This window comes from Nocardiopsis flavescens (assembly GCF_900141985.1).
Classification (GTDB): Bacteria; Actinomycetota; Actinomycetes; order Streptosporangiales; family Streptosporangiaceae; genus Nocardiopsis; species Nocardiopsis flavescens.
On the sequence record NZ_FQZK01000012.1, the window covers coordinates 21,041 to 34,226 of the forward strand.

Genomic DNA, 13,186 nt, shown 5'->3' on the forward strand with positions numbered 1-13,186 from the left:
ACATCTATGCGTCTTCCGCCGTGCCCCGTCCCTGATTCAGAGCATCACGGACGTACTCGAAGAACTTTTCCGTCATCTCCGCCCGGAACGGATCGGAGTTTCCGAAGATTTTGCTGAAGTCTCTGTCTGTCGCACTCGCGATCTGCGGGAACACCCCAGGAATGATTTCGCCGACGGCCTCGGCTGGGAGCACTTCGTCTCGCACGGCATCGCACCAGTTCGATAGCGCCTGCGCCACTGCAGGCCGCATCCCCTCGCGCTCGCAGGACGCCAGCCAGCCGTCCCGGAACAGCTGTCGGATGGCCCCAGCAGACTCCTCTTCCAAGGTGAGAATGTGTTGGGCGACGCCATGACCCTCGCCTGGCGGAACTGGTTCCCTTAGCAGTTCGAGGAAAGCCCGGCCGCTGAATGCCCCAGACTCGTTGCCCTGCGCCCAATCGACAAGGGTCTTGAGAACGACTGCCGACTTACCCGGATCGGCAAGTAGAACCCTCAGAGCAGTGATTGCTTCGGTCCGGGGGCTTTCACTTTTTGCCCTGTCGAGCACGTACCTCAGCCGGGTCAGGGCGATCTGTGGATACTCTTTTCCGAGTCGCCCCCGGCAGACAGCGACAACGGCCCTCTGACGTTCGACCTCGGTATTCCCCTTGGCCCAACCACTGAGATCCCTGCGGATTTGAGCTCCAAGGACAGGGTGTACGGCAAGTTGCTCTAGTACGTCTACTGCGAGGTCGGCGCGCCGTTTCTGTCCGTCCTTGAGCCATCTCGCCGCCAAGCCCATAATCGCGTCCGGACCTGCCGTCATGGCGACGTCGCTCAGCACATCAGCCAACCTCTTCAGAGAGTTCGCCGCCACCCCCTCCGGCGCACTGATGGTGGTCAGCCAAGTCGTCACAACAGGAACTAAACGCGGACGATTCCCCCAGACATAGCGGATCAGAGCCTGGTCTATACCAGGCCGGGATACGGTGATCGAAACGGCTCCGTCCGAGAAGTCAAGCTTGGCTGCGTCACACCGGTGTTTGTCATCGGGGGAGGCTAACGCGCCGCCTTCCAGTTCAGGCCAGTTCAGCCTTGAGTCTTTCAAAAGCTCGTCTGCCGCCGCCAAGACTGTACCTGCGGGTGATCCATCCAGGAAGGCCGCGGAGATCTGCAATGCTCTGGACTCCACCTCCTCCTTCCCGGACGCCTTTTTAACGAACCACTCCTCGATTTGGGATTTCCATCCGTTAAATCGGTCACGGGCCTCAGCATCGTTCGGGCCTTCCGCTGCCAGAACGATTTCAGCAAGCTCGACTGCTCGGGCAGGCGAGGAATCCGTTGTCAGAAGCTTCGCGAAATCACTCTTGCCCTCCTCCAACCACTCCGCCCGCGACTCATTATTCTCCTTGATTCGCTGGCGGGCGATGTCGTGAGGATTCGGACGGACGTGCTTTCTCACATCGGTTCGAAACTGCCACCATTCGCTATCCCTGATCGGCCAAACGTGCTCACCTGCGATGATGATCAGCTGGGTGCCGCGTTTCTGAGCTTTAGAGGCATAGACGGACAACTGTTGGCGGAATTCCTCGTTAAGAGTCTCGTGCACACCTGTGAGGTTGAGCAGATATCCAGTGTTCTTCTCGCTGGGGATGCGCTCCGCGTCCGGCTCCTCCCAGTCCGGAAAGAGTTCGAAGATCGGAGCACCCGGTGGCATCTGGTCGAGGATCTTAAGTCCGGCGGTACGGCGCCCCGAGTCTGGTGCTCCGACCAGAACGCACACGCCGCCCTCGACGGGCTTGACAGGAAAAGACGAGACGAAGAGTTTATCGGAGAGGATGGTTCTCCGTTCGACGGCATGAGGACGCAGGTACGTCAGACCCGTGATGTAGTTCGTGATGAAGTTGTTGTCCCGATGCGCGTAGTACAGATCGCCTTCGACAACCGTTTTCTCGGGCGTGTCACGCTCATTCGTGCTTGCTGTTTCGGAATTCATCACGCGCCCTTCGTGATATTGTTATCCCGGCCGCTAACGTTGAAGTCGCCGCCAACCTCGATGTTCTTGAAAGTGGTACCGATGTTGACGATCTCCCCGCCGGAGACGGACGCCGCGGCATCGGCCAAGGCGCGAATGTCCTCCGCAGCGTCAGGCGACCGGCCAGCGACATCAGCCAGGTCGCGAGCCGCGACCCTGGTGAGGGTCGATGTCACGACCTGCCGATTCTCTGGCTCGGTATCCTCAAGAGTCTCCTCGTAGGAGTCGAACCGTCCGAGAAGAGACTCAACTCCGTCGGGTATGTGTTTCTCGAGCAGTTCAGTGCAGCGGCCCCGGAGATAGGACCAAGTGCCGTTTGCCATCGCGCCGACGACAGCACTGGCCGCCAGGGTGGCGATCTCCGTCGGTGAACTCACCAGTACCTCCCACGCATCCACCGTGCCCCCGAAGGAGGGTCGGGCAATCTACGCACAAGGATCCCGGCATGTGCTTTCAAACCGCTTTCAGCTGACAGCGGGCGGTCAAATTGAGTTGCCAACGGGTTTGATCCATGGCTCGGGAGGTGGGGTGATTGATCGGTAGTTGCTCTGTGGCTGGGGGACGAGGTGGTCTTCGGTGGTGCCGGGTGGTCCTGTGTGGTGTCGGCGGTGCGGGGCGGTGGGGGATTTATGGGGGCGTAGTGGGGCGTATTGGCGCGACAGGAACGGGCTTTTAATCCGTGGGTTCAGGGTTCGAGCCCCTGGGGGCCTACCCATAAAAGCCCAGGTCAAAGGCCCTTTTCAAGGTCGCAGGCCTGGGTTTTTCTCGTTCCAAGAGCCTGTTGCTTGCTCGGAGCTCGCTCTTTTGTCTTGACCGTGCCTCCCACCTCCCGAGCATCTTCGTCCCGCGCCCTTCGCTGGGTGTCGCTGCGCCGTTCCCGTCCCGGTCCCGTGCGCGCCCACCAGTGCCCCGCTGCGCCGCTGAACACCCGCTGGTCGTCTGGTTGGTGGGTGGCGGACGTGTGGGCCCGCTGAATGCCGTAAGTCGCCCGGCCGGAGTCGCTGCCGTTGGCGTCATCGAGTGCGGGGCGGGCGCTTTCCCGCCGGGGCCCGCCCCGCCCTATGTGAAGAGGAACTGCCCACTTGGGTATGTGTCTGGATTGCGAAAGGCCCACCCGAATCGGCTTTGACCTGCACTGATAACGCGCAGGGGGTGGGCCGGTCTAATGGGCCCGTGCGCAGGCGGAGTCACAGGCCCTCTGGAAGGTCCAGGCACAGGCGGAGTCTCCGGCTGAGTCACAGGCCCACCCCCGAAAAAGGGCGTTTCAGTTTCTTATGGCAAGGTATGTGCGAATGCGGTCGGCCAGCTCGGCAAACTCGTCCTCCCCTGGTTCGGGCTCCATAGTCGAGGGCGTGGCCGGGTGGTCGCTCGGCTCGGCCGGACACGGACGGGGAACTGCGGCGAGGTCGAGGTAGGGGCGCACCAAGGCTCTGGTGATCTGGTCGGAGTCGGCGTCCACTGTTTTGTGCCGGGTGTGGTGGGGGTTCCGGTGTGTACCGGCTCGGGCGGGGAGGGGCGACAGGAACCTCGGCGGGCAGGTCGCCCCGCGGACGGGCGGCGAGGTCCGGGAGGGCGTCGAACCGGCCGCGGTTCGCCGACGGGGGCGGGAGCGCCCCGGCCACCGCTCTCGTGCCTGGAGGCCCTGTGGCGGTGACCGGGGGAAACGTCCGGGCGGATGGCTACGCTGAGGCGGAAACCGCGCTCGAACGAAGGAGAAGCACATGGCCCGCCCCTACGACCCGGGACCGAAACAGTTCGTCTTCGGCGCCGGCGACGGTGCCGATGAAGGCCTGCGCGTTTCCGTGGAAGACCCCCAGGAGGCGTACGTCGCGTTCTCCGAGTTCTTTCACGGCCGGGATTCCGACGCCTACTCCATCGAGGACGAACCGGCCGGCCAAAGCCTGGTGCTCATGCCCGGGCGAGGGCTGATAGCGCGGATCAAGGGGAAGGAGAACCCCCGGGTCGAATACCTCAAGGTCGACGGGGGCAATCGCTATATGCCGAGCGCCATGCTCTTCTTCGAGAACGGGCACGCCGGCCTCGACCGCTTCGGCCAGTGGTTCTCTGACCCGGCCGACCTCGACATGCCGCCGGAGGCCCGCGGTGCCGCCCGTGCCGCCGCGATCACGACCGAGGCCGCTGCGGTCGGGGAAGTCGCCCGGATCTGGGCGGATTCGGGGATCGTGGACCCGAGCGACCGCTACTACGTCTTCTTCGACGCCCATGGCGCCGACGAGGACCGGGCCGACCGGGCCGTCCTGCTGAAGCTGATCGCCTTCCTGGGCCTCGAACGCGTTGACGCGCCGCCCGGGGCCGCAGACGGCGAAGTCTGGGTGCGCACCGAAGAGCGCCTCGACGCCGAATTCGCGCGGTGGGCCTGAACAGGCGTTGCGAGGGTGCCCGCCATACCGTTGCTGCACCCGCCGCGGGTGCGGGGCGAGGTGCGGACCGGACCCCCACGGTCTCTTCGCGTGCGGGGGAGACGGGACCACGCGGTGGCCGGAGCCTGTGCGGTCGACCGTGCCGGTGCGGTGGACGCGGGGCGTCTTCGAGGTGTGCCGGAGAGTGGACTCCCGGCCCGGCCGTGCCCGCCTGCGCGGATCCGCCGGGGGCCGCACGTCGGAGAAGGCCCCCGGCCCGGGCCCTTCCCCGCCGGATGGTCGGACCGCGCCCGTACCGTGGCGCCATGACACCGACCCCTGCGCCCCGCGTGCTCCTCGAACCCTGGTCCGAAGGCGACCTCGACCTGCTCCGCAGGGCGAACACCCCCGAGATGACCGCGCACCTGGGTGGTCCGGAGACCGAGGAGCAGCTGGCCGACCGGCACCGGCGCTACCTCGACCCCGGCGCCAACGGGACCATGTTCCGGGTCGTGCCGCAGCCCGGGGGTCCCGCCGTGGGATCGACCGGCTTCTGGGACCATGCGTGGGGCGGCGAGCCGGCCTACGAGACGGGCTACGCGATCCTGCCGGAGTTCCAGGGACGCGGCCTGGCGGTCGCCGCGACCCTGGCGGTCGTCGACCGGGCGAGAGCCGAGGGCGGACACCGCGCGCTGTACGCCTTCCCCTCCGTCCACCACCGCGCGTCGAATGCGGTCTGCCGCAAATCCGGCTTCTCGCTCGTCGAGGAGTGCGAGTTCGAGTACCCCAAGGGGCACTTCATCCGCTCGAACGTGTGGCGGATGGACCTCTCTGCGCTCGATGGCCGGTAATCGACCTTTTGTCGGATGCGCTGCCGACCCTTTTCGGGTGTGCCTGAAAGTCGCCTCAGGGGAATGTGTCTTTTTGGATATATCGGCTGCTGACCTGCGGTGATAATTTTCTCCTCATCCAGTCGGGCGACTGAAATGAGGGAAAGAAATGGGTGGGTACAAAAAGTACTCTGCGTGGGCGACCGAGAACAAAGAGTGGGTCGCCGTGCTGGACGGGCTCAAGGAATCCCCGTACGGCTTTTCTTTCACCGAGAAGGTTCAGGAGCCACAGCTTCACCAGGCCTATACTAAGGCCCCCGCTCCGGCCGCCCGGTACCTCTTCGAAACCCGCCACAAGGAGTTCGCCGAGGACCGGGCGTGGTACCGGGACGCGTACCCGGAGAAGTGGGGTGCCTACCAGAAGGGCTTCGCGGCCTACCTCGACATCGGGAGGACCTTCCTCGCGGAGGTCACCTCGCCCGGGACCGCCCTCGCGGACAAGCACGGGCTCCTGGCCGCCGACCGCGGGAACCGCTTCCTCCTGCACAACGCGGCGGTGCTCTGGCTCGAACACCACCAGGGCGCCGACCTCGGGGACTCCCAGGACTACGAGGAGGTGCTCAAGGTCCTCTGGCTCCGCTCCCTCGTGAACCCGCGGCAGGCCCCGGGCGATCCCCTGCCCGCCCTCACCGCCCGCGAGAGCGCCCTCTACACCCACCTCTTGGGGCGCGACCCCGGCATCCTGTTCGCCCGGGACCACGGGGACCTCTTCCCCGCCTGGAACGACGGTCGCCTGCCCGGGGTGCGCCGTGCCGCGCACGTGACCCTGGGCAAGGTGCTCCTGTGGGACGGCCGGGCCGTCCCGGACGGCGTCCAGGCCCACCCCGGCTCCTGGGGCCTGTTCCTGGTCTCGCCGCTGCACAACGGCGACCGGGGGTTCTACACCCCCGAGCCCGGCGGCCGGGACGACGCCTGGGTCCGGCACCTGTCCGGCGGCCTGGGGATGGCGGACGGCCTCTTCCGGCACCGCCCGGACGGCTTCCAGGCCTATGAGGTGGTCCCCCGCCCCTACGGCGACCGCACCTACGTCTCCCCGGGCATCTACCTGCACCGCTCCAAGGCGCACGGCCGCGACGACTTCCTCACCCTCGTTCCGGCCCCTGGGGAACCCGCGGACACGCCCCTCGTGTTCTGCACCAAGGGCGTCGGCTGCGACCCGGCCCTCATCGGTGCGAGCATCAAGGAGCACCTGTTCGTGGGCGCGTTCCAGAAGAGGTTCACGGCGGGACCCACCGCCGAGGGCCTGTTCCCCTTCACCTACCCGCCCCAGGGGGACTCCGACAACGAGAACGCCGGGAGCTGGCGCAACATCGGCTTCGGGTCCGCCTACGAGGGCGACGAGGCCGCCGCCACCGACTTCGCGAACTTCAACACCCTGCACGGCTGGGCGCGGGAGAGCGCGTGGCTCCGCGAGGACAACGGGTTCGTCGCCGCGCTGGCCTGCGTGGAGATCAGCTCCCTGGAGCGCAACCGGGTGCGGATGCCCGACCTCCTGTGGGCCGTCGACGGCCGTGCCGTCGGCTACCCGGCCCAGGTGGTGACGGCCTCACCGGTGGAGACGAGCCTGCGGTTCAGCAAGGACGGCGGCAAGCAGGACTACGACCTGGGCCACCTCCGGTTGGACGTGGCCGAACTCAGCCGCTGCTACCGCACGGACTCCCTGCCCGCGTCCGTCCGGGACGCCGTCCGGAAGGAGGCCGCCGCACTCGCCGCGCACATCGTCGAGCGTTACGACTCCCCGTACGCCGGGACGACGGTGCGCGAGATCGGCCGGTACGGGTCGGTGGGGGAGGTGGCCGCGCGCGTCGCGTTCCTGGAGGAGCGCACCCTCCTGGCGTTCGCGGTCATCCGCCGCGCGTTCGCGAGCTGGAAGGTCTTCCTCGACCACGGGTGGGCCAGCGACTCCTACACGGGGTCCTTCTCCGGGCGCAACTTCAACTCCGGTCCACGCGACTCCAACGAGTGGGGACCGTTGGACCGCCCCTCCGAGCGCCAGGAGCACACCGGCCCCGCCGGGGACGGCCCCCTCTGCCTGGACGTGGACATCAGCAACCTCGCCCAGCTGCTCTGCCCCAAGGGGGACCTGTACAAGGTCCTCGGCCTGCTGAACGAGGGAGCCGAGCTGTCGCCCGAGACGTCGGAGGGGTTCTACGAGGACGCCTCCTTCTACGAGGCCGCGTACATGGCCACGGACGGGGTGCTCTCCCGGACCGCCAGGAGCGTCGCCGGGCTGTGCGGCTCCGCGATGCGGGAGAAGATCCGTAAGGAGTCCCTGGTGGGCGACCCCGCCGCCTTCCTCTCCGCCGAGCGGATCGCCGGGATCACTACGGAGCACTTCACCAAGGGCGTCAAGGACAGGAAGGGGCAGGACCCCCTGCTCGCGGACCTGCTCCCCTGGTGGGGGGCCTAGGACCCCGCCGCGCCCGGTCGGGGATCCGGTGCCCGGCGGCCCTTCCGCCGGGAGGGGGCGCCGGGCACCGCGGCCGGGCCGGTCAGCGTCCCGGAGCGGATGTCCGTGCCGGGGCGCCCGCCGGGGCCGGCGTGCCCGCGCCTCCACCTCCGGCGTCCCGGCCGGTGCGGGGCTACGCGTCGTCCCGGGGCGTGTAGAGCATGATCCAGTGGTCCCGCTCCGGGTCGTGGAGCACCTCGATCTCGAAGCGGGCCCAGCCCCGGGTGGGGTGGCGCATCTCCTTGAGCGCGGACTTCGAGGCGCCGACCTCCCCGTGCTCCCAGTGGTCGCGAAAACTCCGGCTGTTCTCGGTCAGCTCGGCGAGCAGGGCGCGGAGGTAGGCGTCCCCGGGGTACCGGCTGAGCGCGACGCGCAGCTCCGAGGCCGCGACCCGCAGGAACCGGTCCGCGCCCTCTTCGCCGAGCAGGCGCGGCAGCACGTCCGTCGTGAAGGCCTGGTAGGCGATGTTGCGCTCGAACGGGCCGTCGCCGGTCAGGTGCCCGAGCAGTTCCTCGGCGGGCCTGTTGCGGGCGAGGAGGTCGAGCCGCCCGTCGTGCACGGTGACCGGCATCGTGTCGTCCAGGCCCCGCAGCAGGCGCAGCAGGCCGGGCCGGATGACGGAGGCGGGGGAGGCCGGTTCCGGCGGCTGTTCGCCGCCCAGCCGGAAGAGGTGGTCGCGCTCGGCGTCCGAGAGCCCGAACGCGCGGGCCAGCGCGGCGAGGATCTCGCGCGAGGGCCGCGGGGCCCTCCCCTGTTCGAGGCGCGTGTAGTACTCCACGGAGATCCCCGCGATGTCGGACACCTCCTGGCGGCGCAGCCCCGGGACCCGCCGACGGGACGCCCGCACACCTCCCCGGGTGTCCGGAGGGCTCATCGCGGCCCTGCGCCGCTTCAGGTACTCCCCGAACTCGGTCCGATCGCTGCTCGACATGCCCCCATTCTCCCCGCCGCCGCGCCCTGCACCGGGCGGCGGGCAGCCTGGCCCTGCCGGTACCAGGCTCGGCGCGGTCTTCTTCCCACGCCCGGCGCCCCGGATCATCGAGGCCGTACCCGGTTCGCCGGGACCGCCAACGGCCAAGAGGAGACGGCATGACCAGCACAGCGTGGACCTTCTCGATCCCGGAGAACCGCGTCCGGGAGTTCGAGGACCTCCTCGCCGACCTGAACAGGGACCACATCCCCGGCCTCGCGGCCCGGGCCCGGGAGATCGGCTACCACCGGGAGCGGATCTGGCTCCAGCCCAACGACGACGGCAGCGCCGAACTCATCGTCTACCTCGAATTCGACGAGGGCGTCGGCGTGGCCGACTTCTCCGAGCGGCTCCTGGCCTACGAGTCCGAGTTCACCCGCTGGTGGACGCCCCGGTTCGGGTCCTTCGGCCTTCCCCGGTCTGTCGGCGAGCCCCTGCTGTCGTGGGACGCCTGAGTACCGCGTCCGCACCCGCAGAACACCCCGCACCCGAGAACACCCCGCACCCGCAGCACACCACGAGAGGACACCGTCATGAACGACCAGAAGCCCGCCCCCGCCGCCCACACCGAACTCGGCGTCGCCCAGGAGTTCATCCGCGCCGTCGAGGCGAAGGACATCGAAGCCGTGTCCCGGACCCTGGCCGACGACGCCCGTCAGCTCTTCATGCACGTCGGCACGGCCGCCACCACCCCCGAGGGCGTCGCGGACGTCATCGCGGGCCGCAGGCGGGGCATCTGCGTCGCCGACGTCAAGGGCAAGGACGAGGTGCTCGCCTACACGGGGGCGCTGTTCGTCAAGTTCGATCCGCTGCGGTGGCGCGGCCAGGAGTGGCGCCTCTCCCCGGACGGCCGCGAGCTCTACTTCTACGGCGTCGGCGACATGGTCGTCGCCCGTACCGGCCAGCCCTACCGCAACACCTACGTGACGCGGTTCGACGTCGAGGACGGCCGGATCGTCCTCATGGCCGAGTACGGGAACGCGCTCATGTACGCCGGCCTGGGGGTCCGCCCGAACGGGGCCGAGTTCCGGTCCCTGCTCCGCGCGGTCGGGCGCATGTTCTCGCCGCGGCTCTCCGCCCGGTCGGGCCGGTGACTCCCGCCCCTGGCCCGACCGGGCCGGGGGCGGGAGTCACCGTCAGGCGCGGGGGCCAGCCTGCGGCCCGGCCGGTTCGAGGGGGCGTTTCGGGGGCCCGTAGGTCAGGCGCCGGAGCAGGGCCTCGGCCGGTCCGCGCCGCCCCGTGCGGCCCAGGAGGCCGGCGATGACGACGGTGACCGCCCAGGTGGCGGCGGAGACCCCGGCCGCCGCCGCGGCGCCCAGCTGGCCGCCCAGGTTCAGCAGCGACGGCTCGGTGGCCACCAGCCACACCGGCGACTGGGCGATGTAGAAGGTCATCGACCGGCGCCCGCACGCCACCAGCGCGTTCGTCACCGGGCCGCGCCGGTCGCCGATGCGGGTGGCCACGAGCGCGATGGCCGCCGCGAAGGCGAGCCCGCCCGCGATGCCGGTCGCGGAGAACACCGCCCCGGCGAGGGCGTCCGCCCCGGCGGTGCCGGGGGTCCACACGCCCGCGGCCTGGAGGGCGACGGGCTGCGCCCCCAGCACCGACACCGGGAACCCGATCAGGACCACCCGGCGCAGCAGCGGCCGGTAGAGGTCGGGCTGTTCGAGGATCCGCGCCTGGCCGGCCCAGATGCCGATCAGGGCCGAGGGCGCCACCGACAGGGCGGCGACCGGCAGCAGCGGGAGCGCCATGGCCCGCAGCAGCGCGCTGTCCAGGAGGGTGGGCCCCACCGCCAGGGAGGAGCCCATCCCGGCGGCGATCTGGAGCAGCACGGAGAGCACGACGCCGACCGCCAGGGTGACCGCGGCGATCGTCCACAGCCGGCGGCCGGACCAGGCCACCGCCCCGGCGAGCAGCAGGGAGAACATGCCGTAGGCGCCGATCACGTCCCCGCCGTAGAGCAGGACGACGTGGGCGGCGCCGAACACGACCAGCCAGGCCCCGCGCCGGCGGATCAGCCGCCGCGCCGCCGCCGGGTCCCCGCCGGGACCGGAACGGCGCCGGGTCATCTGCACGAGGCCGTAGCCGAACAGCAGCCCGAACAGCGGGGCGGAGCGCGCGTCGACGAACGACGTCAGCAGCCACTGGACGGCGACGTCCAGCGCGGTGCCGCCCGCGGGCTCGGTGAACGCGTTGCCGCCGGCGTGCAGCATCCGGGAGTGGGCCAGGGCGATGAGCAGCAGCATCATCCCCCGCGCCAGGTCCGGGGCCAGCAGGCGCTCCGCGGCGGGTGTCGGTGCGGCCTGTCCGCCCGCGGGTCGAGGGGGCGTGGACGCGTCTTCACGGGAACCGGGCATGAACGCGACGCTAGTGAGTCCGATCGGCGGCGCGCATCGGACGGGCGTTCCGGGTCTGCCGACGAAAGTCGCAGCTCCGGGGTCCATCGGTCGCCCCCGCCCCGTGTGCGGCACCGCGCCGCGTCCGGCGGCCGGGGACTCCTGTGGTCGGGACCGCTCCGCCCCGGGGAGCCGCACGACCCGTGGACGCGGGCCGGGGCCACGCGGCGGCGGGCGGGCCCGCCTCCCGGGAGGGCGTGTGCGCCGCTGCCGGATCGGCGTGCGGGGCGCCCGGAGAGGGAGCGGGCCACGGGGGCCGGGGCTGTCGGACACGGCGCGGCCCCCGCACGCCCCCGTAACGCCCAGGGGCCGCCGCGGATTCGGGCCGGACGAGCCCCCGGACCGGACGCGTCCGGCCCGGGGGCGCTCAAAGCGGCGGTCAGCCCGCGGGGATCTCGCCGATCTCATCGGCGATACCCGAGTCCGTGACCGCGGAGGTGGACAGGACCATGCCCACCTCGTAGCCTTCATCGCCCTTGTCCTCGGCCACGACGGTGCGGGAGCCCAGGAACCGGTCGGTGTCCTCGTCGAAGATCCACTCCGAGCGCAGGCCGGAGCGCTCGTCCAGGTGGGTGACCGCCACCCCCTCGCGTCCGGCGGCGTCGACGGCGCTGTCCACCAGCTGCACGTCGGGGATGAGCGCGACCGCCCGGTAGACGGCCGAGGTCAGCTCCGGAGAGGGGCGCGACTCCACCAGCAGCGATCCGAGCTGGTCGAAGGCCTGCTGGTCCGGGCTGTTGCCCATGCCCTCGGTGGCCTCGTAGACGAGGGCCAGCAGCTCCTCGGGGTCGGTGGTCAGGGTCCGCAGGAACTCGTCCGAGGGGTAGAGGATGCCCACCTCGACATCGGTGTTGTCGATGAAGCTCCCCTCCGGGGAGCTGTCGTCCGTGTACCAGGCCTCCTCGCCGTCGGGGGAGGTCCAAGACCGGCGGGTGCCGGGCCCGTGGGGGCGCATCTCGATTTCGCCGTCCTCGTAGGTGGGGACGATCCCCGCGGTCACGGTCTCGGTGTACACGTACTGGTCCGGCGCGGGGTGTTCGTCGGAGGCCTCGGCCGCGGCCAGGGAGATCTCGGTCAGGAACGGGGCGGCGTCCGTCGACGTGACGGTGCCGATGGCCGTGGTCAGGCCGGCGTCCGCGGGGGTGCCGCCGGTGTCGGGGCCGGTGAGCAGGAGGGCCCCAGCGGACAGTGCGCCGACGGTCGCCAGGGCGGCCGGGACGACGAAGGCGGGGCGGCGCAGCAGCGGACGGCGGGCCGGAGAGGGGGAGGTGTCGTGGATGCGGGCCATCAAACGCTCCTTGTGGTGCTGGCGGCGGCCCTCGGGGAGGTCGTGTTCCACGGTGGCCAGGAGGCGTTCCGCCTGGGTCCACGCGACCGGTCGGCGGTCGTGTGCGTCCGTGTTCATCAAGACTCCTTCAGAGTGAGCCGGACCGGCGTTGCCCGGTCACCTGTTGTCTGTCCGGCGAGGGGTGTGCGTTCCGTTTCTATGAAAATTTCTTCCTCGTCCAGGGCTTTCCGGAGGCGTTTCCGGGCCCTGTGCAGGCGAGAACGCACGGTTCCCACGGGTATGCCGAGTGTTTTGGCCACCTCGGTGTGCTCGATTTCCTCCCACAGACACAGGGTGAGCACCTCGCGCTCCTTGCGGCTGAGCCGCGACAGGAGGCGCAGAACGCGGTGCAGGGACACCGCGTCGTCGAGGCGCTCCGCGACCGACTCCGCGTGGTCGGGTTCGGAGCGGGCGTGGGCCGTGGCGGCGGTGACCGTGGCACGGTAGCGGCGGTTGCCGCGCATGTGGTTGCGGGCGACGTTCGTGGCGATGCCGAGCAGCCAGGGCCGGAGCGAGCCGCCCTCGGGCTCGACGCGGGAGTGCAGGCGCCACGCCTCCAGGAAGGTCGCCGACATGACGTCCTCGGCCGTGGACCTGTCGGCGGTCAGACGCCAGGCGTGGTTGTAGACCGAGCGGGCGTGTTCGTCGAAGAGCTCGGAGAACGCCGCGGGATCGCCGTCGCGGACGCGTGAGCGCGAGTGTGTCATCACACCTGTCTTCTGTCCGGCGCGGCGGTGCGCGTTCGCCGTCCGCGTGGACGGGTATGTCGTGACCCCG

11 protein-coding genes are annotated in these 13,186 nt (G+C 69.8%); 5 read left to right on the forward strand and 6 right to left on the reverse strand.

Features of this window, described 5'->3' with window-relative positions; all coding sequences use genetic code 11:
• Positions 1–4: 4 nt before the first annotated feature.
• Positions 5–1,975, reverse strand: coding sequence for a hypothetical protein (locus tag BUE45_RS31920; RefSeq protein ID WP_143173411.1), 1,971 nt, complete (start codon positions 1,973–1,975; stop codon positions 5–7).
• A complete protein-coding gene (locus tag BUE45_RS19070; RefSeq protein ID WP_073380723.1) occupies positions 1,975–2,391 on the reverse strand; it encodes a hypothetical protein in 417 nt (138 codons plus the stop codon). Before BUE45_RS19070 ends, BUE45_RS31920 begins: the two co-directional genes overlap by 1 nt.
• A 1,344-nt stretch (positions 2,392–3,735) precedes the next feature.
• Between BUE45_RS19070 and BUE45_RS19080 the strand changes: the two genes are divergently transcribed.
• The 3 genes from BUE45_RS19080 to BUE45_RS19090 all read left to right on the forward strand — a co-directional run bounded on the left by BUE45_RS19080 (position 3,736) and on the right by BUE45_RS19090 (position 7,674).
• On the forward strand, positions 3,736–4,395 hold the full coding sequence (locus tag BUE45_RS19080; protein WP_073380725.1) for a DUF6357 family protein: 660 nt from the start codon (positions 3,736–3,738) through the stop codon (positions 4,393–4,395).
• A gap of 305 nt (positions 4,396–4,700) precedes the next feature.
• Positions 4,701–5,225 (forward strand): GNAT family N-acetyltransferase, encoded by a 525-nt coding sequence (locus tag BUE45_RS19085; RefSeq protein WP_073380726.1) that lies wholly within the window; start codon positions 4,701–4,703, stop codon positions 5,223–5,225.
• Positions 5,226–5,373: 148 nt separating this feature from the next.
• Positions 5,374–7,674: a hypothetical protein gene (locus BUE45_RS19090; protein ID WP_143173412.1), complete on the forward strand. Its 2,301-nt coding sequence runs from the start codon at positions 5,374–5,376 to the stop codon at positions 7,672–7,674.
• 172 nt (positions 7,675–7,846) lie between these two features.
• On the opposite strand, the gene BUE45_RS19095 is transcribed toward BUE45_RS19090, so the two are convergent.
• Positions 7,847–8,644, reverse strand: a complete 798-nt coding sequence (locus BUE45_RS19095) for a helix-turn-helix transcriptional regulator (protein WP_073380728.1) — start codon at positions 8,642–8,644, stop codon at positions 7,847–7,849.
• A gap of 158 nt (positions 8,645–8,802) precedes the next feature.
• Between BUE45_RS19095 and BUE45_RS19100 the strand changes: the two genes are divergently transcribed.
• Positions 8,803–9,138 (forward strand): hypothetical protein, encoded by a 336-nt coding sequence (locus BUE45_RS19100; protein WP_073380729.1) that lies wholly within the window; start codon positions 8,803–8,805, stop codon positions 9,136–9,138.
• 78 nt (positions 9,139–9,216) lie between these two features.
• A complete protein-coding gene (locus BUE45_RS19105) occupies positions 9,217–9,777 on the forward strand; it encodes a nuclear transport factor 2 family protein (protein WP_073380730.1) in 561 nt (186 codons plus the stop codon).
• 42 nt (positions 9,778–9,819) lie between these two features.
• Here BUE45_RS19105 and BUE45_RS19110 read toward each other — a convergent pair whose 3' ends face one another.
• From BUE45_RS19110 to BUE45_RS19120, 3 genes are all read right to left on the reverse strand, one after another.
• Complete coding sequence (locus BUE45_RS19110; RefSeq protein WP_143173413.1) at positions 9,820–11,043, reverse strand: DUF418 domain-containing protein; 1,224 nt, start codon at positions 11,041–11,043, stop codon at positions 9,820–9,822.
• A gap of 418 nt (positions 11,044–11,461) precedes the next feature.
• Positions 11,462–12,487 (reverse strand): CU044_5270 family protein, encoded by a 1,026-nt coding sequence (locus BUE45_RS19115; RefSeq protein WP_073380731.1) that lies wholly within the window; start codon positions 12,485–12,487, stop codon positions 11,462–11,464.
• Positions 12,487–13,116, reverse strand: coding sequence for an RNA polymerase sigma factor (locus BUE45_RS19120; protein ID WP_218619569.1), 630 nt, complete (start codon positions 13,114–13,116; stop codon positions 12,487–12,489). The genes BUE45_RS19115 and BUE45_RS19120 overlap by 1 nt, the downstream gene beginning before the upstream one ends.
• Positions 13,117–13,186 lie beyond the last annotated feature (70 nt).